Origin of the sequence: Bergeyella porcorum, from assembly GCF_042427575.1 — a bacterium.
Lineage (GTDB): Bacteria > Bacteroidota > Bacteroidia > Flavobacteriales > Weeksellaceae > Bergeyella > Bergeyella porcorum.
On record NZ_JBHMFD010000007.1, the window covers coordinates 90,552 to 114,299 of the forward strand.

General features: G+C 36.9%; 13 protein-coding genes. 3 read left to right on the forward strand and 10 right to left on the reverse strand.

Features of this window, described 5'->3' with window-relative positions:
* Positions 1-16: 16 nt before the first annotated feature.
* The 10 genes from ACFFUE_RS03785 to rimP form a co-directional block, all read right to left on the reverse strand.
* Positions 17-976, reverse strand: a complete 960-nt coding sequence (locus ACFFUE_RS03785; RefSeq protein WP_376832878.1) for a hypothetical protein — start codon at positions 974-976, stop codon at positions 17-19.
* 618 nt (positions 977-1,594) lie between these two features.
* Positions 1,595-3,175, reverse strand: coding sequence for a bacillithiol biosynthesis cysteine-adding enzyme BshC (gene bshC, locus ACFFUE_RS03790; protein ID WP_376832879.1), 1,581 nt, complete (start codon positions 3,173-3,175; stop codon positions 1,595-1,597).
* A gap of 140 nt (positions 3,176-3,315) precedes the next feature.
* Positions 3,316-5,226 (reverse strand): putative porin, encoded by a 1,911-nt coding sequence (locus tag ACFFUE_RS03795; RefSeq protein ID WP_376832880.1) that lies wholly within the window; start codon positions 5,224-5,226, stop codon positions 3,316-3,318.
* Positions 5,227-5,287: 61 nt separating this feature from the next.
* Complete coding sequence (locus ACFFUE_RS03800) at positions 5,288-6,682, reverse strand: RagB/SusD family nutrient uptake outer membrane protein (RefSeq protein WP_376832881.1); 1,395 nt, start codon at positions 6,680-6,682, stop codon at positions 5,288-5,290.
* 23 nt (positions 6,683-6,705) lie between these two features.
* A complete protein-coding gene (locus ACFFUE_RS03805; RefSeq protein ID WP_376832882.1) occupies positions 6,706-9,564 on the reverse strand; it encodes a SusC/RagA family TonB-linked outer membrane protein in 2,859 nt (952 codons plus the stop codon).
* Positions 9,565-9,843: 279 nt separating this feature from the next.
* Positions 9,844-11,271, reverse strand: coding sequence for a RagB/SusD family nutrient uptake outer membrane protein (locus tag ACFFUE_RS03810; protein WP_376832883.1), 1,428 nt, complete (start codon positions 11,269-11,271; stop codon positions 9,844-9,846).
* Positions 11,272-11,303: 32 nt separating this feature from the next.
* Complete coding sequence (locus ACFFUE_RS03815; RefSeq protein WP_376832884.1) at positions 11,304-14,258, reverse strand: SusC/RagA family TonB-linked outer membrane protein; 2,955 nt, start codon at positions 14,256-14,258, stop codon at positions 11,304-11,306.
* A gap of 289 nt (positions 14,259-14,547) precedes the next feature.
* The gene (gene infB, locus ACFFUE_RS03820; RefSeq protein ID WP_376832885.1) at positions 14,548-17,376 is read right to left on the reverse strand and encodes a translation initiation factor IF-2; all 2,829 of its coding nucleotides are present in this window, start codon (positions 17,374-17,376) and stop codon (positions 14,548-14,550) included.
* A 65-nt stretch (positions 17,377-17,441) separates the two neighbouring features.
* Complete coding sequence (gene nusA, locus ACFFUE_RS03825) at positions 17,442-18,677, reverse strand: transcription termination factor NusA (protein ID WP_327983867.1); 1,236 nt, start codon at positions 18,675-18,677, stop codon at positions 17,442-17,444.
* Positions 18,678-18,742: 65 nt separating this feature from the next.
* The gene (gene rimP / locus ACFFUE_RS03830) at positions 18,743-19,210 is read right to left on the reverse strand and encodes a ribosome assembly cofactor RimP (protein ID WP_376832886.1); all 468 of its coding nucleotides are present in this window, start codon (positions 19,208-19,210) and stop codon (positions 18,743-18,745) included.
* Positions 19,211-19,417: 207 nt separating this feature from the next.
* On the opposite strand from rimP, the gene ACFFUE_RS03835 reads away from it, so the two are divergent.
* From ACFFUE_RS03835 to glf, 3 genes are all read left to right on the forward strand, one after another.
* Positions 19,418-20,737 carry a UDP-glucose dehydrogenase family protein gene (locus ACFFUE_RS03835; RefSeq protein ID WP_376832887.1) on the forward strand — a complete coding sequence of 440 codons (1,320 nt, stop codon included), beginning with the start codon at positions 19,418-19,420 and terminating at the stop codon, positions 20,735-20,737.
* A gap of 5 nt (positions 20,738-20,742) precedes the next feature.
* Entirely contained in the window at positions 20,743-22,536 is a 1,794-nt protein-coding gene (locus ACFFUE_RS03840) for an ABC transporter ATP-binding protein (RefSeq protein WP_376832888.1), read from the forward strand.
* Positions 22,537-22,637: 101 nt separating this feature from the next.
* A complete protein-coding gene (glf, locus tag ACFFUE_RS03845; protein ID WP_376832889.1) occupies positions 22,638-23,744 on the forward strand; it encodes a UDP-galactopyranose mutase in 1,107 nt (368 codons plus the stop codon).
* Positions 23,745-23,748 lie beyond the last annotated feature (4 nt).

The following is a 23,748-nucleotide window of genomic DNA, read 5'->3' on the forward strand; positions in this document are numbered from 1 at the left end:
TTTTATAAATTTAAAATTAATAACTTCCTCCTATAATAAACCAACGATTCCCATCAGACATCAATAAATGTCCTTTTCCTGCTGTAAGTGTTGAAGAATTAGCTGGTGAGTTTGTCCCTGCATAATTAAGACTTGTTCCTGCTTGATTGTTCACAGAAATAATTCTGTATTTATAATCATTCGGTGCAGGTAATTGAATAGCCTCTGAAGAAGTCTGTACTTGAGCAAAAATTGGCTTTCCATCTACTTTTTCTGCCCATGATGCTATTGTAATAGCATTAACAGTTCTAATTACCCCTGTAATAGCATCTAAAGTTGCTCCTCCCTGTGTAGCACTCGCAAAATTTGAACGCTCTACTGTTTTTAATACTCCACCTGCATCTGCCACTACTACTTTATCAGTATCCGATCCTGCCACATTAGGTAGTGTTCTCAATCTTGCGTTCCCATTTACATCCAATTTTTCAGTAGGAGCAGAAACGGACATACCAATTTTTCCTGTATCACTCAATACCAAAACCGACTGCATAGCACCTGCACTACTGCCTGTTAAATTAGGATACCCCCAAAATTGTAGTGTGTTACCATAAGTACCTGACATATTATAAATTCTCCACATAGGCATACTTCCCTCTGTAGCTAATGGTTTAGATGTATTAGCAAGCGTTAAAAAACCTCCAATACTAGAAGTTCCTTCTATTCTCATACTTGTATTTCTAATATGAAATCTCTCTGCTGGTTCAGTAGTATTTACTCCCACATATCCATTATCCAACACAGTTAACATCTTGGTACCACTAGCATTTTCTAATTCAAAATTTTTAGTAGCAGATGTTGTCCCTGTTTTAGATTTAACATTCAGTGTTGCACTTGGTGTTTCTGTATTAATCCCTACCCTTCCTGCATAAGGGTCTGTCGTTTGGGCACTGGCAAATCCTACTGCCAGCAGTCCCGCTAAAATAAATTCTTTTTTCATCTCTTTTTTGTTTTAAAAAATTAATAATTAAGTTATTATGTTGTTGTTTGTTAATCTTTTTCTTTATTTTTGTAAAATCAATCCCACATAGACATCTCTGCACACAACTTTTATTAAACATTTTAAACACGAACGAAAAATCAGATTTTTCCTTCTCGAAATGTCTATTAGTGTGGGATTGATTAATTTTGAAAAGAGAAATATTTCCCCGTTTATATTCCGTAAAAAATAGAAGTCCTAACACCTCTAACCCTTTTATCATATTGTTTCCTTTTAGGAAACAGAAGGCTGAAGCAAAAAGGAAACAAAAAAAGCCCAATGCAGTTTTCAGAGAAAACCACATTAGGATAGTAGAATAGCCCAAAAAATATTTTTTGGACTTATTTTTTATTTCAAAATTATTTTTGTAAAATACGCACAGGCACGCGTCTATACTAAGGTGTAGCGACGGTGAGTCTGTGTGTGTGTGTGTGTGTGTGTGTGTGTTTACACAATTATCCGAAACTACCAAATTATTGAGGTAGTTTTTTGCATTTTTTTGCTGTAATGTGTGGATGTTGTGTGTCATAAGAATGGGGCAAAGATAAAAAGTTTTTTGTAATAGGCAAAAAAATAATATCAAAGCTTTTGGATATTCAGCTCCGATTTTTCAACATCAATAGCATTATAGCAACTTTGAAGCCAGCTTTTGCCGTAGTCCGCATAAAATGTACTGAAATTATACACTCGCTCTTGCCAGTTTTTATTGGGATATATTTCATTGAATAAATGTTCTATTCGCTCTATTTCTTCCTGATGCTTTCTTTTTTCGGCTCTTAGCAAGCGTTTTTTCATTCGCTGAAAAGCTTTCAGCTGTCGAACTTCTTCGGCTTTTACTAAATTTCTAAAAGTAACATCCGTTTGCTCCGAAGCGGTTTGTATCTCTGTAAAAATCTGTTTCAACTCCTGCTCTTTATCAGCAAGCAATGGGGAGATGTCGCTATTGCTCAATAGCCGTTCTTCTATCACCTTGGCGAAATTTCTAAAAAAATCCTCTACACTAAGACCCAATTTTTCCATTTTCCTAAATGTTTTTTCATTCAAAAATAACATTGAATTTCTCGGAATGAGGATAGGAAACGCCAGGTTTAAATACTTAAAATAATCTTTCAGCTCTATCCAATACATAATCTCTGCATTGCCCCCGATATATGCCAAGTTGGGCAACACCCATTCTTGATACACTGGACGCATCAATGCATTGGGACTAAAACGCTCTGGGTAAGCCTCTAACTCTTGCACCAACGCTTCCTCTGTCCATTGGAAAGAGGCTTCTACTGTTTTGTACCTTCCAGCATCGTACTCTATCCTATTTCGGGTTTCAGAAAGATAAAACAGATTGATATCCCGAGGGTTTACCTGCACTTTTCCATAGCGGTTTTGCAAGATTTCTATCTGAGGTTGGGTAGTTTTAAAAAGAGACTGATGAAGTAATTCTTCCTTAAAAATAGGAATCATTCTTTGTTTCAAATCTCTATCATCGCCATCTAAAATCAGCAGTCCATATTCTGAAAACAGATAATTCACCAGTAGCCTTGTGGCTTCTGCCAAGGTTTTCCCTTTCTGATAGGCATCTTTCATCCAACGGAGAAGCTCTGTCCCGTAGATGGTATCTTGAAACGCTTCCTCAAACTGAGCAATAAAAGCCTGTTCTTCCACTGGGATTCTCCCCACAGCACCTCCCGCTTGCCCTCGCATCTCATAATAGCGATTGGGGGTTTTGAAGTGGTGGATTTCCTCAAAATCGTGGTCCTCGGTTGCCATCCAAAATATTGGAACGAAATGGTATTGTGGAAATTTTTCCTTCAGAAACACGGCGGTTTTTATGGTTTGCAAAATTTTATAAATGAAAAATACAGGCCCTGTAAAAAGGTTGAGCTGATGCCCTGTGGTAATGGTAAAAGTATTTTCTTTCGCTAGCTTTATGAGGTTTTCATTTTGCAGTTCCGAGACATTGACGCCCTTCATCTGTCGCTCTAATACTTGACATAGCACCTGCCTTTGCTCCAAAGCAAAAGTTTTTTGTTTAGCAACTATATGATTTTCAATATTTTTAAGATTAAAGGTATAAAGTTCCATTCCTTCTAAAGTCTGATTTAGAAAGTCCTTTATCATCTGCGGAATAGAATCTATATTCTGAAAAGAAATGGAGGTGTTCAAGATTTAAGGTTCAAGGTTTAAGGTTTAAGGTTTACAAGCCCCCTTTCCCCCAAAGGGGAGAAAAGAGCAATATATAAGATTCAAAACTAAAATTTTCGATATGAAATTCACTAATCATCTGCATCATAAATGGTATTTCATTAATGGAATAATCTCCAAACAATGCCGATATTTAGCCTAAAATCATAAAGCGGATAGTAAGGCACCGTGTAGGATTTATTCTGCATCAAGGTGGTGGTAAAATTCTGAGCTTCTACATAGATTTGCATTGTTTTTACCCTTAGATTGAAATACACATCTAAAATCGGTTGTCCACCAATAGCATAGCCAGAAGTTCCTGGCAGCAGAAATTCATTAATGGCAGGAGAAAACATTCGGGAATCAAACTGAGTAAAGAAATAGCCTTTGAGCCCCGTCATAATCTCAGCAGCATTTTTAAAAGCTTTGCTTTGCCAATACACATTAGCCCGCCCGATAAAATTAGGCATTGGAAGCAATTCCTTATGCGTCAAATTAGCCTGAAACAATAGCTGAGTATCCAAATGCCATTTTCTATAATTAAAATGAGCCTTACTACCAATCTGCGAAACATTAAAGGAAGTAGCACTCTGCTGTGGTTGCCCCTGAGCATCAAAGTACGCAAAATTGTCTATTCTGAAATATTGTGCCTGCAACTGGGCATTGAACCACTTCACACCTAAACTTCCGCCTAGTTCTACAATATTTTCATTTTTAAAATTGGTAAAATGATGATTGTAATTGAGAATAGGTGAAGCATTCATCAGATAATTAAAACTGGGTGCAGCACTTTGGAAATTAAGTTTTGCATCAATAAAATAATCTTTTATCGGCTCAAATTTCACTTGATTTTTTGAAGAGAGAAAATTTCCAAAAGCATTGCCATTAGAATATTCTAAAAAGGAATGAAGGGCAAAGCGATTCCATAGATTCACCTCTATGCTCCCTACAGCTCCCAATCGGTTTTCCGTTGTTTTATATCCTGCTAAGTATCCAGTTCCTAAGATTCCGTTTTCGGCTCCTAAAACTATGTTTTGATGCCTCAGCCCTGCATCCAATTTAAATTTTTCATTATCCCATACCAAGCTTACAGTATTGCTCAGATTATCATAGTATTTCCGCGAAGATAGTGCCCTTGTTGCGTCCACCGCTTCAAAGAATGCCAAATCATTACTACCTAAATTAAAGTAATATTTATTTCCCTGATGAAAGAGGGTGTGCTTTACTTTGAAAGGATATTTTGCCACATCAAACGGTGCAAAACTATGGCTATAATAATATCTTCTGTAAGAAAATCGGGAGTCTGACCCCGTGAGATTAACGGGAATATTTTGTCTATTGCTAAATCTGGAATCGCCACTTAGAAAGACATCAAGATCTTGGATACCACCATTTTCTTGGCTATTGACATTCTGATGAATAAAATGGGCATAGGCTTCGTACTTCTGATTGGGCGTTTTGAAATGAGCAGAAAGCACCACATTATTGTTAGCAGAAAGACTATTGGTATAAAATCCCTGAGACCGTAGCCCCATATATTCTAACGCAAAATTGAAATTTTTGCCAATGTTTTGCGTGTAAGTGGACTGCAACGCCGCTCCATTTCTCATTGCCGAATGGTAGATGAATGATGTGGTAGGAGTTTTCACATCGTAATATTTCACATCATTGATGCCAAGAATAAAGTGAGATTTATTGGTAGGCAACAATGAGAGTGCTTGTTCTGCATTGGGAGAGTAAACCAAATCTTGAAATCCTGCTCCTATATTAGCAAACTGTATTTTCCCAAAGTTATCCCGATTATTGTATTGGGTATATTGATAGGAATGGTTTACGGCGAAGGTGGTATCAAACACTTTCGCTGTTCCCCATTGTGTACGGTATTTATAATCTGCAATGGTAGGTTTAAAGATTTTAGCCGAGTCTTGATTACCATTATCTATCACAATAGTATCCGACTGATTCCCCATCAATCTGGTAGATTGTGCCTTGCACCACGCTACCGTCATTAATATAAAAAAAATGTACCTCATAAAAAGATTATGAGGTACAAATGTAAGGAAATTATCTTTCCTAAAAATTATTCTAACATAATTAGTTATCATATCCAGGGTTAGATACCACTAAAGAACCTGATACATTAGTTTCAGATTGAGGAATAGGAAATGTTAATAATTTATCTCCTATCTTCTTATCTTTAGAAGAATCTCTTACTCCTGCACTAGTATAGTAAGGAATAGTTTCTCCCCATCTCAAAAGATCCCAATATCTAAATCCTTCACCTGCCAATTCTTTCTTTCTCTCTTCTTTAATCATATCAAGCGTTACCACCGATACTGCAGAAAGCCCTCTATTGGTTACTATTTGGTTATAATACTCTAAAGATTTTGTAGGATTAGTAGATAAATACGCCTCTGCTGCATTTAGAAGCACTTCTTCATATCTTATTAACTTAATATTGGTAGCTCCCGTTAAGTCTGAGAACTTCCCTGCTAAATAATACTCATCATCTTGTACAATAACATTCTTCCTAACATCTGCATCTGCATAAGATGATACCAAAGAAGGAAGCACCGCAATATTAGCATACCCTCTAGGGTTCATCAGATAATCATAAGAAGTGGTTCCTAAAGCTCCATTAAGCCCTAATGCCAATTCAAAGATACTATTAACCCCTCCAGCTTTAGTAAAAGATGTTGCAAAATCTCCTGATGGCACTACGGAATAAGTTCCACTTGAAATCACCTCTTCTGCATAAGCTGCTGCTTTGGTATAATCTCCCGTATAAAGATAGTATCTTGACATTAATGCCTTCACTGCATTAACATTGATGCTCGTACTTCCAGTAGAAGCTGAAGTACCAATATTAGCTAGAGCATTTGCAAAATCAGATTCAATTTGAGCTCTTGTTTCTGCAACAGTTGCTCTTCCCATTTTAGCATTAGGATTATATATTGTAGGTAACACAACCCCTACAGTCCCTCCTGAATACTCTTGTCCGTATAATCTAAGAAGATCAAAGAATGCCAAAGCTCTTACAGCATAAGCTTGTCCTTTTAAATCCTTAATTCTATTAGCTATCGCCGCTGTACCACTTTGCCCCGCTAATGTAAGATTGTCCGAGGAGTTGATAACGATATTAGCATTCCCCACAGTTTGGTAGATAGAATACCAAGTATTTTCTGGATCTCCACTTAATGATGTAAAGGTATAAGTAGCCCATTGTACATTACGCCCACTATATTGTGTACAATATGTTTCATCTGTATGAATCTGAGCGTAACCTCTATACAAAGAACCCAAATAATTGGTAGAACGCATTTTAGCATACGAACCTCTCACAAAAGACTCTAACTGCTCTACTGTTGTAACAGGTGTAGCAATTTCTTCTTGAAAAAACTGAGTTTCAGTAAACTCTCTGCTACACGAGGTAAGCACGAAAGAAGAAGCTGCAACAGCAATTGATAAACTATATATTACTTTTTTCATTGTTTTATAAATTTATGTTTTTTTTAAAAAGTTAGATTAACTCCTAAACTATAAGTTTTAAGAGGTGGCAATGCCATAGAGCTGGTTCCTCCTACTTGGAAATCTGGGTCAAACTTCAAGTTTTCGTCAAATACGTGTGTCCAGATGTTATTTCCTACCAAGTAGATCTGAGCACTAGACAGCCCCGTACCATTTAAAAGATTTCTATTAAAGGTATAAGACACTTTCAATGTTCTCAATCTTAAATAATCTCCTTTGTATAAGTATCTAGACGAAGCTGCATTGGCATTAGAGTTACCCGTACCATAGATTGGTGCAGGGTTCAACGCGTTAGGATTCTCAGCCGTCCAATAATCTAACTGATCTGCAAAACCAGGGTATGTTGCCACATACTGTCCATCACTAAACATATAGTTCATAAGTCCACCATAGATTTTGTTTCCAAAACCATAGCTCAATTGAGCATCAATAGCAAAGTTCTTATACTCTATCTGCGTATCTACCCCTCCAAACAAAGTAGCGTAAGGACTTCCTTGTACCGCCAATTGTGCTTCATTGTAGTTAGATGTGGTAGCACCATCTTTTCCATTGATATACCAAAGTGGTTTTCCATCTGCAGCATTTACACCTGCCCATTTTCTCATATAGAATGCATTAGCCACTTCTCCTTCTCTTAAAATTCGAGTTCCTGTTACCACATCTTTTCCTTCTGGCAACTCTGTAACTTCATTTTTAAGTGTACTCAAGTTAGCACCTAAACTCCATTTAAAGTTCTCATTTTTAACGATGTCTCCACCGATTGTAAATTCAAACCCAGAGTTTACCATAGATCCTACATTCACATATTTTCTTGCGTAAGCCGCTCCACCAATCAAAGTGTACCCTGCTTGGGCAGGAGACAATGGCGTATCAAAGATCATATCCGAAGTTTTCTTATGATAATACGCTGCTCCGAATGTCAATCTGTTATTAAAAAACGCCAAATCTAATCCAATATTCAACGGATTAACGGTTTCCCATCTCAAATCTGAGTTATCCACTCCTACAGGATAAGCTCCCGCTTTATCACCATAGTTTAATGAATATCTATATGTAGAGTATGGTATTACATCATTAGATGGCATATTTCCTACTGCACCATAAGATGCGGAGAACTTCATTTGAGAAATCGCATCGATATTTTTAATAGCTTCTAATCTTGCTAAATCTACACCTATCCCTGCAGACCAGAAGTATCCTGTCTTATTATCCGTCCAGAAGTTAGATACTCTATCTTGTCTTCCTGATAAATCCAACAAGAATAATTTATCATAATCATAGTGGAAAGTTACCGCATATCCACCTCTTGAGTTTACAACCTTTCTCCCTCTTACCGTTCTCGGTATAATAAAGCTATCTAGCGTTTTAAGATTGGTAGAACCTACCACATTAGAGTTCCCTCCAATAAATCTTGAGTCATCTCTATATGCTTCTTGTATCACACTCGCATTAAAATTGTTACGATCACCAAGTTTCCAGTTATAGCTCAAAATATTCTGAACATTGAAGTTGAAATATCTTGTAGAGTAGCCATACATTGATCCTCCTAGAGCATAACCATCTCCATGCAATGGGGATCTATATTCATCTTCTTCTATCGTGATATATTCTGGTGCGAATACGAATCTATAAGTCAAGTTTTTCAAGATTTTATACTCTGCTTGCAAGTTACCAAAAATTCTTGCTGTATTACCTTGCTTATAATTTAAACTCTGAAGTGCTGCAACATTAAACAAACCATTAGACATTCTTCCGCCACTACCTCCTAGGTAATAAGATCCATCAGCATTTCTCACAGGATCTGTCGGTCTTAGGAAGTATTGCCCCATAATAGGGTTTGCAAAAGTACCTCCATCAGACAATGTTCTAATCTTACCATAAGAACCTTGAATATCCGTAGATATTGTTAATTTATCCGTCGCCTTATAGTTCACCTTTGTAGCAAAAGAAGTTCTCTGGAAAGACGAACTCTTCACAATTCCTTCTTGATCAAAATAACCAAGAGACGCAAAATAGGTTAATCTATCATTTCCACCAGAAACTGATGCATTCACTTTTTGCAGTGATGCCCCTCCCGTGTTTTCTGTTTCATTTCTCCAGTCTGTATCATTCGTACTATTAAAGATGCTTCTTAGGGTAGCACCATAAGTGCCTGCTGCTGCATTTTGAGCCGCCACAGTAGTAGAAACATTATAACGATTAGCCAAACTCTGAGATAGCAACTGCCTATGCTGATTAGCATTAAGTCCTCTATAACCTTCAACTGCTCTAAAAGAAACCCCTGTTTCTGCATTAATATTAAACTGTGCTTTCCCCTTTTTTCCAGATTTGGTTGTTATAATGACAACCCCTGCTCCAGCATCCGCTCCATATACCGCTGTAGATACAGCATCTTTAAGAACAGTGAGGCTCTCAATATCCGCTTCGTTAAGATTCGCTAAGATATTCGCCGTTGTTGAATTATTTGTAAGATCCCCTTGAGCGACTCTTACCCCATCAATGATGATAATAGGATTATTTCTACCATTTACAGAAGCCATACCTCTGATACGGATGGACGCTGCACCCCCAGGCTGCCCTGTGGACATCCCCGTTTGCACACCTGCCACCCTTCCAGATAGGGCTTTATCCACAGATCCCATAGATACGTCTGCAATTTCTTTTCCTACTTTACCAACGGAACCCGTTAATTCAGAAATTACTTTTTTCTGACCAAAACCCACTACCACCACCTCTTCGATGTCTTTAGTTTTGGTTGCTGTGTCTTTCTTTTGTGCCAGCACTACTCCTCCCCCAAGGAAAAATAAAGCACCAACACCTAACACCTTTAAATTAACATTCATATAGTCATATTTTATAAAATCGATGCAAAGGTGTTAAATAATATTAACATAAACAAACATTTGTTTAACTTTTTTGATAAAAAAATATTTTTAAAGGACTTTCACAATATTAAATACATAACAATAACCTAATATTTTAAGAATAAAGTGTTAAAAAATAAAATTTTAACTAATTATCATCATTTACAAAACCTTTTTAGATAAGAACCTCAATGAACTTTCACACAAAAAAAATCTGCCCTAATGTAGGGCAGATTCATTTTTCCAATTCAAATAGTTTTAAGGATTAGAAACATTAGAGTTAGCATCCAACTCAGCCTGTGGAATCTGGAATATCAACCTCTTATCACTCGCTGAGATATTGAATTTTCCTATTGAAGAATGGTTAGACCCTGTATAATCTCTAGCAAGATCTTGCCCCAATCTCTTCATATCGTAAAAATTCTGTCCCTCTCCCCAAAGCTCTATTCTCTTATTGACATTAATCTCTTCTAACAAAGCCTCTCCTGAATTTATCGATGCTACATACGCCGTATCTCTTACTGACATTATCTCTGCCAATACCGCTCTAGCTCCTGCCTCATTTCCACTTCTCGCCAACGCTTCAGCTTCAATAAAATACATTTCTCCCGCTCTCATAAACACATAATCACCTAAGAAGAATGTAGCGTCTACAAACTTAACATTAGCATACTTTGGCAATCCATCCGTAGCTTGCCCTAAAAACCACTGTTTTCTTAAATCTGTATCAGCAATTTTATCATAAAGTCTACTATCTATATTTCTATAAACTCCCAAAAGTCCCGCATAACCTTTATTTTTATTACCAATGTGCGAGAAGAAAGAAGCATAAATAGTAGTTGTTGCTCCATCAATATCAGCACCCCACATCCACTCAGGGTTGGAAATCTCATCAAAACCATCCATCAATCTAGTTGCTGGCATCGGAGTGTATCCCTGTCTTGCCATATTAGCGTACTTAGCTGCCTTCGCATATTCCCCTTTCGTCATATATAGTCTCGCCAAAAATCCTGCTACTACATTTCTATTGATAGATTGTTTATCTCCTCTCTGATAACCCTCTAGCAAATCATATGCCTCCAACAAATCATTCTCTACATACTGAAGAACAGTAGATGTAGCTACTCTCCCTGTCTCATTTATCGTCTGAGAATAATATGGTATCCCCTGATCTCCAACACCGTACAATCTTACCAAATCCATATAAGCCAACCCTCTCATTGCAAGCGAACGCCCTTTTAGCCAACGGGTTTGATCATCTAAATCTCCAGTTGTAAACTTGAGAATATTATTCATATTATACACTACTTTGTAATAAAAGTTCCACACCATTCTAGTACGGGAGTTTTCTACATTTCGTGCTAAAAACATATAATAAGTACTAAACCAATGATTTCTAGCCATTACAAAATCATTTGTCATATGCTCCGTTGCTAGCAAAATAGACATATAACCAAAATCATCGTGGGCAGAGAAGCCATTTGTATTAGATTGGATCAGATACTTATTATTCCCAGCTTCAAACCCTTGGGTCACAACAAAAGCTCTTTCAGGGAACGATGCAATCATATCATCCAACTGATCTTGTGACACCGTATTCCCTGGAGTTTTATCCAATAATCCCTCCTCTCTACAACTCGTTAATAAAGCTATAGAAGCCAATGCAGATATTATTATTTTTTTCATTTTCTTAATTTATTTTTTTTAACTATTTTCCACTAAAAGCCAACATTAAAACCTAAAGATATTGTTCTAATCGGTGAATAACTACTTGATGAAATACCTCGTACAGACATTCTAGGATCATATCCTTTTCTCTTAGACCATACTGCTACATTATCCGCTACAGCATAAACTCTCAAGCTATCAATTCCAAGATTCCCCATCATATCTCTATCAAAAGTATATCCAAAGCTCACATTTTGGAGACTGATATAATCACTCTTAATCAACGCCATAGTAGAAGATCCGTAATACTGCTTTGAGTTACCTGGAAGCAATACTGGTAAAGAAGCAGTAGTGTTAGATTTAGTCCAAGTATTAGCATAATCCTTATGAAAATTAGCTCCAGCATCTCCAGAAAACCTATTAAGCCACATTGTATCTTGTCCCCATCCTCCGAATTGATATGCAAAACTTATTGCAAAATCGAAGTTCTTATATTTAGCATCTGCACCAAAGCCTCCATAGTACTTAGGTACAGCCGATTTTCCTGTATCCAATAATGTTGCTTCAGAATAAGTTTCTGTCAATGTTTTTTCTCCAGTAGTAGCATTCACCACGGTAAATAAAGCTGCTCCATTCGTTGGATTTACTCCTGCAAACTCACGCAACCTCCAAGTATACATACTATTACCTGGCTTCAAAACATAACTTCCATTAAGAATTTCTGGTTCTGACAATCTCAAAATTTCATTTTTGAGATATGTAGCATTCGCATTGATATTAAATTCAAAATCAGATGTTCTAACTACCGCTACATTAGCAGTAACCTCTACACCACGATTCACCATATCACCAATGTTCTCTGGCATACTTTCAAAACCTTGAGACAACGGCAATGGTTTTAAAAACAACATATCAGTACTTTTTCTGCTAAAATATTCTGCATCCAAAGTCAATCTATTATTAAATAGTCCTAACTCCAAACCTGCATTCAAGTTAGCATTTTTCTCCCAAGTGATATTCTTATTCCCTTTATAAGTCTGAGATAGTGAAATAGTAGTTTCCGCAGCATTCGTTGTTTGAACCACTTCGAACTGATCTACATATGGGAAGTTATAATAATAATATTCATAGGTAATTCCCAAATTATCATTACCTTGCTCTCCATAAGATGCCTTCAACTTCAAATTATTCAACCACGTTGAATTCTTCAAGAAATTTTCTTTAGAAACAACCCAAGCTGCTCCAAGCCCGAAGAAGTTACCCCATCTATTGTCTTTGTGGAATCTTGAAGACCCATCTCTTCTCGCATTCGCATTAATAAAATACTTCCCATCATAGTCAAAGTTCAATCTTCCAAAGAAGCCTTCTGTTGCATAAGGAGAAATTCTACCCTGAGCCCCATTAAGTGTAAGATAGTGGTTGGAAGCCAAACTACTTGTCAAAATCCCTCGTTGAAAATTAACACTGATATAATCAATATTTCTATTCATTGTTTCATGTCCCACCATAGCTTGAACACCTAAACCTCCAAATTTTCTCTCATATGTCAATATCTGTTGCTGAGTAAGAGAAGCTATATTGGTATTATAATTATACAATCTACCTCCAACTCCCACAGCATCTCCATACAACATAGTATCCATACTATGCTGTCGCAAATTAGAAAACTCTCCTGTTACATTATAAGTAAAATCAAGCCCTCTAAACAAGTTTAACGTAGCATATCCACCTGCAAAAACTTGATTAGTTACATTTTTCTTAACATCGTGAATAGCTGTAGCTAATGGATTCTGAAGCGAACCATATGGTCTCACCATACCTCCATTATAAATTCCCGTTCCATCGTCATAAGCTCTTTCTCCATTTGGCAAATAAACAGGTGCCCCAGAAGCCGTATATGCATATACGGGATAAATTGGTGCTATACTTCTAGACCACTGAAAAGGATTTGAATAAGATGTACTACCATTAAAACCATCTGGAGCATTCTGCAATATATTAGAATAAGCAAGATTCGCTCCCACCTTTATCTTTTCACCTATCTTAGAATCAACTTTAGTACGTGCTGTTATTTTTTCAAACTTAGAGTTGATCATATAGGTATCATTAGATTCATATCCTAATGAATAGAAGAATGAAGTATTATCAGTTCCTCCAGCTGCACTAAAATAAGTATTCGTATAAAAACCTTTTTTAAACAATCTATCCGCCCAACTTTCTTGATATAAAATAGAGGCATTAGGATTAAATTTACCATCTGCACCTATAATCTGATCGCCCGCAACATTAGTAACATTATATCCCAAACCAGTATTATTCAAGGAAACCAACTCATTTGAAGCAGATGTATGAGCTACATCTACAGCTTCTCCTGCGTTAATATATCCATTTTTCAACATTCTATGATATGCTTCATAATACTCTTTTGGAGATGTAATAATATCATATTCAGGAATACCTCTCATTGCAATACCAGACTTAACATCTAGATTATATCTGGTTTTTCCTTTTCTTCCCTTTTTAGTTGTAATAATTATAACCCCATTAGCTCCTCTATTACCATATAAAGCTGCAGCAGAAGCATCTTTCAAGAAAGACATACTCTCTATATCCGCATTGTTAATTGCAGCAATATCTCCATTAAAAGGCACTCCATCCACTACATAAAGAGGGGCAGATGAACCATTAATAGAACCTATACCTCTAAATCTAACCGTTGGCTCTGTACCTGGCAAACCATTATTAGTTGTAATCTGAACCCCAGCTACTTTCCCCGTTAACCCTTGAACCACGTTAGCAGAAGCTACCTGTTTCAACACATCTGATTTTACCTGAGCAACAGACCCTGTTAAAGACTCCTTAGTCTGCTTACCATAAGCAACAACAACAGTTACCTCTTCTATATCTTTCGTTTTGATAACTGTGTCTTTCTTTTGTGCTGTAACCGCCGCTCCACCAAGGAAGAACAACGCTCCAACACCTAACACTTTTAAATTCACATTCATATTAACAAATTTTAATATTTTCACTGTTACAAATGTGTTAATTTTTCTTAAAACACACAAGTTTATCACAAAAAAACATTTCACTAAAAAAAACAAACAATCGTTTAATTAAATGCCAAAACAAAATAGAATAATGAAAAATAGATAAAAATGAAATAAAAATACAACTACAAAACAAATATATTTTCATTCACAAACAAAAAGCATTGAAAATTGAAAAATATGACAAAAGTCAATTTCCTCTCGGAAATTGACTTTAATTTATAATAATTCTAAATAATTTTAGGTGCTATTTCAGCTTTTTCTTCACGGCTACCTCTTCATAAACCTCCAAAATATCACCTACTTCTATATCGTTGTAACCTTTCAGGTTGAGACCACACTCGTAGCCTTTGGTTACTTCCTTCACATCGTCCTTGAAACGCTTCAAGCTTTCTAGCTCTCCATCAAACTTCACAATACCATCGCGAAGCAGTCTAATCTTAGAATTTCGGGTTACCTTACCAGAAAGCACCATACATCCTGCAATGCTTCCTACCTTAGAAATCTTGAAAACTTCACGGATTTCCACATTACCAATGACTTGTTCTTTGATTTCTGGCGAAAGCATTCCTTCCATCGCTTCCTTCACTTCATCTATCGCCGCGTAAATTACAGAATAAGTTCGGATTTCTATCTCTTCCCTATCTGCCAATTCTTTCGCATTAGCTCCTGCTCTTACATTAAAGCCGATAACGATGGCATCAGATGCAGTTGCTAATAGAATATCAGATTCCGTAATCTGCCCCACTCCTTTATGAAGAATATTCACCTGAATTTCCTCTGTGGAAAGTCTTTGCAACTGGTCTGATAACGCTTCTACCGAACCATCCACATCTCCTTTCAAGATAATGTTCAACTCTTTGAAATCGCCCAATGCAATTCTTCGTCCGATTTCATCAAGCGTTAAGTGCTTCTTAGTTCTAATGGATTGTTCTCTTTGCAATTGCTCACGCTTATTGGCAATCGTTTTAGCTTCTCTTTCATCTTCATACACACGGAATTTATCCCCCGCAGTAGGTGCTCCATCAAGACCTAAAACCGTTACTGGCTTAGATGGTCCTGCTTCTTTCATAGGCTTGCCACGCTCATCTAGCATCGCTTTTACCTTACCGTGATTTTTACCTGCTAAAAGATAATCTCCTATTTTCAAAGTTCCCGACTGTACCAATAGCGTAGAAACATACCCTCTCCCTTTATCTAAAGAGGCCTCTATCACCACCCCTTGAGCACGTTTATCTGGATTGGCTTTCAATTCCAAAAGTTCCGCTTGAAGCAACACCTTTTCTAATAACAAATCCACATTGTTACCAAACTTAGCAGAGATTTCCTGAGACTGAACATTACCTCCCCATTCTTCCACTAAGATATTCATTGCTGAAAGCTGTTCGCGGATTCTATCTGGGTTAGCGTTAGGTTTATCCACTTTGTTGATGGCAATAATCATAGGAACGCCTGCTGCCTGAGCGTGTGAAATCGCTTCCTTGGTCTGTGGCATCACATCATCATCGGCAGCTATCACAATAATAGCGATATCCGTTACCTGTGCTCCTCTGGCTCTCATCGCCGTAAAGGCTTCGTGACCCGGAGTATCCAAGAATGTAATGCGATGGTCATTTTCCAACTTCACGCTATACGCCCCAATGTGCTGCGTGATACCTCCAGATTCCCCTGCGATTACATTGGTCTTACGGATATAATCCAACAAAGAGGTTTTACCGTGGTCCACATGCCCCATTACTGTAACAATAGGTGCTCTTGGTAGCAAGTCTTCTGGACTATCCACTTCTTCCTCATCTGAAGATTCTTCCAAATCTGCATCGGAGAACTGAATATCATATCCAAACTCATCTGCCACTAATTGAAGGATATCCGCTTCTAAACGCTGGTTCATAGTTACCATTACCCCAAGTGAGAAACAAGTAGAAATCACCTCAGTGGCACTTACATCCATCAAGGCTGCCAATTCTCCTACGGTAATATATTCTGTTACCTTCAGCGTTCTATCTTGAGCTTCTCTTTCCTGCTGAAGTTCATCTTGCTCTCTACGGAAAGTTCTTTTTTCCTTTCTGTATTTAGCCGCTTTAGATTTCCCCCCTTTATTGGTAAGCTTTTCTAAAGTTTCTTTGATTTGATTCTTTACTTGCTCATCAGTCAATTCCACTGGCATTACACGCTCATTCTTCTTGCCACCTCTACGGCTGCCACCTCTGTTGCCTCCTTGGTTGTTACCACCAGCACCTTGCGAGCGATTGCCTTGCTGCCCTTGTGGACGATTGCCCTGATTTGTATTTTGAGCATTAGATTGCCCCTGAGCAGGTTTTTCTATTCTTTTCCTTTTTTTCTTCTGCTTGCCCGCACCTTCTTTTGGCTTGGTCTGAAACTGAGACAAATCCACTTTTTCTTCAAGGATTTTCAAGCCGTCCAACTTCTGATATTGGGTTTCTATCTTCTGAGGTTCTTGAATCACAGGCTCCTCTTTTTTAGGCTCTTCCTTTTTCACCTCTACTTTCGGTTCCTCCTTCTTCGGTTCCACCTCTTGTTTTGGCTTTGACTCTACCACAGGTTTTTTCTCCTCTTTTTTAGGTTGAGTTTTTTCTTTTTTCTTTGGTTTTGTAGAGTTATCTATGGTAGAGAGGTCTATTTTACCTAAAACATTCAGTCCTGTTTCAGAAGTTTTAACAGGCTCTTCTTTAGGTGCCTCTTCTACTTTTTCAGGTGTTTTTTGCTCCTCTTTCACCGCTTCTTTTTCCTCTTCTTTTTTCGGCTCAAGGTCTATTTTACCTACTACTTTAGGCTCCAATTTTTGAGTTGCTTTTGCCTTGATTACTTCTGGCTTTTTCTCTTCTTCCAGTGCCAATTTTTCTTCTGGCACTTTAGTAATCACCACTTCGTGGGAAGCCTTGCGTTGCTCTCCATCTTTGCGAAACTCCGCCTCCAACGCAGCAAATGCCTGTTCTTCTAATATTGCATTCGGATTACTCTCTACTTCTATCCCTTTGCTTTGTAGAAATTCTACGGCTCTTGAAACAGAAATATTAAGTTCCTTGACTGCTTTATTTAATCTAATTTTTGGCATATAATTATTTTATCTTTCGCTATTTATAGCTTTTTATGATTTATTTTTTTGAAATTATTTTAATCTTAGTCTTCAAATTCTTCTTTCAGAATAGCTTTCACCTCCTCGATGGTTTCCTCCTCCAAGTCGGTCATATTAAGAAGACTCACGGTGTCTTTATCCAACACAGATTTGGCAGTGGTAAGCCCCACTTTTTTGAACTCGTCCAAAATCCATTGTTCGATATCATCAGAGAACTCATCCAATTCCACATCATCATCTTCAGAAGTTTCTCTATATACATCAATCTCATAACCACTGAGCCAAGATGCCAATTTGATATTTTGGCCTTGCTTACCAATAATTTTAGAAATCTCCTCCACTGGCGTGTACACCAATGCGTAAGATTCCTCTTCGTTGATATCTATCTTATTGATGGTTACATTTCCCAATGCTCTTTTTACCAAAACTTCTGGATTTTTAGACCATTGAATCACATCGATATTTTCGTTTTTCAACTCACGAACCACGCCGTGGATTCTAGAACCTTTTACCCCAACGCAAGCCCCCACAGGGTCTATTCTATCATCTAATGCGTCCACAGCAATCTTTGCCTTTTCACCTGGGATTCTCACCACTTTTCTAAGCATAATGGTTCCATCTTGGATTTCAGGAATTTCAAGCTCTAATAGTTTTTCCAAGAATTTTGGAGCGGTTCTGGAAACGATGATTTGTGGTTTAGAACCTTTAAAATCTACACTTTCCACTATTGCTCTCACATTCTCTCCTTTCTTGAAGAAATCTGATGGGATTTGATTTTCTTTTGGCAAAATAAACTCATTACCTTCATCGTCTAGCAAAATCACGTGCTTATGACGAATATGATGTACTTCTCCCACTACAATTTCTCCTATTCTATCGCGGAACTGCTCATAAAGCATCGCATTATTATGCTCCTGAAGTTTCGTTGCCAAGATTTGTTTCAAAGTTAGAATACTTCTTCTTCCCAACTGAGCTACGGGAATTTCTTTAGTATATTCCTCTCCCACTTCAAAGGTTGGGTCTATTTTCTTAGCTTCAGAAATTTCAATTTCCAAGTCATCATCTTCTGACATTCCATCTTCCACAATGGTCATATTCAAGAAGATTTCAAAATCTCCTTTATCTGGATTCACAATCACATCAAAGTGGTCGTCAGAATCGTATCTTTTTCTCAAAAGGGTTTTCAAAGCATCTTCAATAATTGCCATCAGGTCTATCTTGCTGATACTTTTTTCATCTTTAAAATCACCAAACGCTTCAATTAAAGCTAAATTATTCATAAATATTTTAGTTGTTAATTATCTATTCTAATCACGAACCTTTCCTACAGAAAGTTCTCTAATCTTTAAAATTTTATTACGACCAAGGCTTTTTTAATCTCCGAATAAGGAATTTCCCTTTCCTCTTCCACATCTACTTTACCTTTGCCTATGTCTTTCGGTTTTCTATATCTAAGGATAAGTGTTATTTTTTCATCATCCACACTTGCCAATTCTCCTTGAACCTTGGTAGTATCTTCAAGCAAAATTTCCAAATCCCTTCCTAGATTTTTCTGAAATTGGCGTGGCATCGTAAGAGGCTCGCTCAACCCCGCCGACATCACCTGAAGGCTAAAATCTTGCTCTTCTCTATCGATATTAAATTCTATGGCTCTACTCGCATCCAAACAATCTTGTATAGAAACCCCTTGGTCTCCATCTAGAATAATTGTAATATCACTTGCCACAGAGACCTTTAAATCTACCAAAAACAAATCTGGTCTGGTTTGCAGAAACGCCTGTAATAGCTCCTCTACTCTAGTTTTCAATTCCATAAAACACCAATTATTGCTACGAAAAAAGGCTTTCTTTCCGAAGGCCTTTTCATCTATAATTCTAAAATCTCCTGCAAAGGTAAGTATTTTTTATCACACTCACAAATCTTTTAGTTTTGAAAATCAACACCTTTAGAAATCTGAAAGTTTGGAATGATGATTTTTTAGTATCTTTGCGTTTTAATTTTAAAACAAAATAAAACATAAATGAATATTACCATTGTGGGTACTGGTTATGTAGGTTTAGTAACTGGTACTACCCTTGCAGAGCTTGGTAACACCGTGTATTGCGTGGATGTAGATGCTAAGAAAGTAGAAAAAATGAAAAACGGCATCGTGCCCATCTACGAACCAGGCTTGGAAGAAATGTTCCACCGAAATATCCAAGCTCAGCGTCTTTTCTTTACTACCGAACTGAAAGAAGCGTTGGATCAATCCGAAGTAATTTATTTGGCTCTCCCTACTCCTCCGGGTGAAGATGGCTCTGCAGACCTATCGTATGTCATCAGCGTTGCCAACCAAATTGGGGAACTGATGACGGATTACAAAGTAGTGGTGAATAAATCTACCGTCCCTGTAGGCACGGCAGATAAAGTAAGAGCCGTAATTGCTGCTAAAACTGATATCCCCTTTGATGTGGTCTCTAATCCAGAATTCCTGCGTGAAGGTTTTGCTGTAAAAGATTCTATGAACCCAGCCCGCGTAGTGGTAGGATGTAGCTCTGAAAGAGCAAAAGATATTATGGCAAAAATATACCAGCCTTTCACGAATACAGGGGTGCCAATTATCTTTATGGATGAGAAATCTTCGGAGCTCACGAAATATGCTGCCAATTCTTTCCTTGCTGTGAAAATCACCTTTATGAATGAAATTGCCAATTTCTGCGAAAAAGTAGGTGCCGATGTGGATAAAGTTCGCCTTGGTATGGGTAGCGATGATAGAATTGGACACCGATTTTTATTCCCGGGCATTGGCTACGGTGGAAGTTGCTTCCCTAAAGATGTAAAAGCCTTGGTAAAGTCTGGAAAAGAAGAGGATTTTAATTTCCAAATTTTGGAAGCTACAGAAGCGGTGAATAAAAACCAAAAAGTGATTTTAGTCTCCGAAATAGAAAAATATTTCAATAACAATCTTAATGGTAAGAAAATTGCTCTTTGGGGACTCGCATTCAAAGCCAATACCGATGATATTCGCGAAGCGTCTTCTCTAGACAACATCCGCTTGCTTCTAGAAAAAGGCGTTCAGATTACCGCCTATGATACCATTGCAGAAGATAATGTAAGAGGTATTTTGGGCGATAGTATAGCGTATGCCAAAGATATGTACTCTGCCTTGGAAGGTGCAGATGCTTTGCTCATTGCTACAGAATGGCCCGAGTTTAAAAATCCAAACTTTGAGCTAATGGCAGAGAAGATGAACCATAAAGCCATCTTTGATGGCAGAAATATGTTTGCCCTAGAACAGGTGGAAAACACTGGGTTCTATTATAAATCTATTGGTAGAAAAGTTATCACTAGAAATTTTTAAACTTTATGAATAAGGAAATTAAAACTGAAAAATATAATTTTTTAGGATATTTCAAATATTTCAAAAATATTTTGGGTAATCATATTTATGTATTCATCCTATTAAACTCATTGGTAGGACTTTTAGATGGTATTGGTTTAACAATGTTCATCCCCCTGCTATCTGTAGCTACAGATAGCAGTAATGCCAACGAATCTCTTGGAAAACTAAAAATTGTAATAGATTTTTTGAAAAACATTGGTATTGAATTCAATATAGTGAACATTCTCATACTAATGGTATTATTATTCTCTACCAAAGGGCTTATTAATTACCTAAAAACCATATACATATCCAAAATAAATATACAAGCCACTCGCAATCTCAGATTCAAACTCATCCACGGATTGGGCAATTTATCTTATCAAGGCTTTACCAAAATGAGCGTTGGAAGAATACAAAACCATATCTATGGAGAAGCTGCAAGGCTCATAAATGCTATGGAGCGTTATATGAATGCTATGCAATTTGCCACAATGGTAATCACATATATGATTTTGGCTGTTATTTCCAACTGGCAATTTGCTATTATGGTTGCTGCTGGGGGATACTTTGCAGATTTCCTCTATAAATACCTTTCTAATCTTATCCGTGATTATTCTAGAAAACAGGTAAATCTTGGAAATGATTTTAATGAAGTTTTAATTCAATCCATTAATTACTTTAAATATTTAAAAGCGACCAACTATTTTACAAATTATAACAAAAGACTAAAAAACAACATACACCTTAATGATAATTATTCGTACAATATTACCAAGCTCAACTCCATAATGGTAAATGCTAGAGAACCTATTATCATCACCATTATTGCTATTGTTGTCATTCTTCAAATCAAACTACTCGGAGGAAATCTAGCCTCCATTCTCATTAGTTTATTATTATTCTATCGTTGCTTAGGTTACCTCACTAATTTACAAGGTGCTTGGGCTCAGTTTATACAAAACTCCACTGCGATAGAGTCTATTGATACTATACTAGAAGAATTTAAAGAAAATGAAGAGCCTCAAAACTCAACACCTGTTAACAGAATAAAAGATATTGAAGTAAAAAATCTCAGTATCACTTTTGGGAATACCCCTATTCTCAGAGACATCAATATGAATATTCCACAAAGAACTTCTATAGCATTTGTAGGAGAAAGTGGAGCAGGAAAAACCACTCTCGCCAATGTGATTTGTGGATTACAAATTCCACACAATGGAAAGGTAGTAGTAGATGGCCAATCTCTATATGAATCAGACCTCAACACTTATCGTTCTAAAATTGGGTATATTACTCAAGAACCTGTAATATTCAATGATTCCATATTCAATAATGTAACTTTCTGGGCTGAAAAAACACCTGCAACTTTAGAGAAATTCTACAAAGTAATGGATATGGTTTCTATGAAAAACTTCATAGAAAATCTTGAAAATAAAGAAGATTCCACTCTTGGAAACAACGGCGTTTTGGTATCAGGTGGGCAGAAACAACGGATTTCTATCGCACGAGAACTTTATAAAGATGTAGAACTCTTGATAATGGATGAAGCAACTTCCGCCCTAGACTCTGAAACAGAAAAATATATCAAAGATAATATTGATATGTTACACGGAAAATTCACGATGATTATTATTGCACATAGGCTTTCCACTATCAAAAATGTAGATACCGTTTACCTTCTTGATAAAGGAGAAATTACAGGTAGTGGAGCATTTAGTGAACTTGTACAAACATCGGAAAGATTTAGAAAAATGGTAGAATTACAAAACTTGTAAAAAAGTCTAAAAAACTGTAAATCTCAAAACTTAGATTATGACCATTCGGTAGCTTCTAACTATTCATTTTACTTTCTCTTTATTAACTTTTGAACAAAAAAATGAAAACACAATACGATTATTTAATAGTAGGCAGTGGGCTGTTCGGTTCCATTTTTGCCCACGAGATGACCAAGCAAGGTAAAAAATGCCTCGTAATAGAACGCCGAAACCACATCGCAGGAAATATCTACACCGAAAAGGTAGAAGGCATCAATGTGCATAAATATGGTGCTCATATTTTTCATACCAGCAATAAAGAAGTTTGGGATTATGTGAATTCCTTTGTGGAGTTCAACCGCTTCACCAATGCACCAATAGCCAACTACAAAGGTGCTTTCTACAACTTACCTTTTAATATGAACACCTTCTACCAACTGTGGGGCGTAAAAACACCACAAGAGGCTCAGGCAAAAATAGAAGAACAAAAAGCTGCGTATCAGCATATCACCGAGCCTAAAAACTTAGAAGAACAAGCTTTGGTTTTGGGAGGAAAAGATATTTACGAAAAACTCATAAAAGGTTACACTGAAAAACAATGGGGAAGACCTGCTACAGAAATTCCTGCTTTCATCATTAGAAGATTACCTTTCAGGTTTACTTTTGATAACAATTACTTTAATGATACCTACCAAGGAATCCCAATTGGTGGCTATACCACTCTGATTGAAAAAATGCTGGAAGGCATTGAAGTAAAAACCAACACCGATTATTTTTCAGATACAGCATATTGGAATTCTCTAGCAGAAAAAGTGGTATATACAGGTAAGATAGATGAATTTTTTGATTTCCAATTTGGACACTTAGACTATCGTAGTCTAAAATTTGAAAATGAAATCCTAGACTTGCCCAACTATCAGGGAAATGCCGTGGTTAATTATACCGAGAGAGAAATTCCATTTACAAGAATCATTGAACACAAGCACTTCGAGTTTGGTACACAACCGAAAACCATCATCACTAGAGAATACCCTCAGGATATGAAAGAAGGGGAAGAAGCCTACTACCCTATTAACGATGATAAAAACCAAGCGGTTTATCAGAAATACAAAGAGTTAGCAGACCAGTTACCTAATGTAATTTTTGGAGGAAGATTGGCAGAATACAAATACTATGATATGCACCAAGTGGTAGAAAAGGCTCTGGAGATAGTGAAAACTCAAAAATAGAATA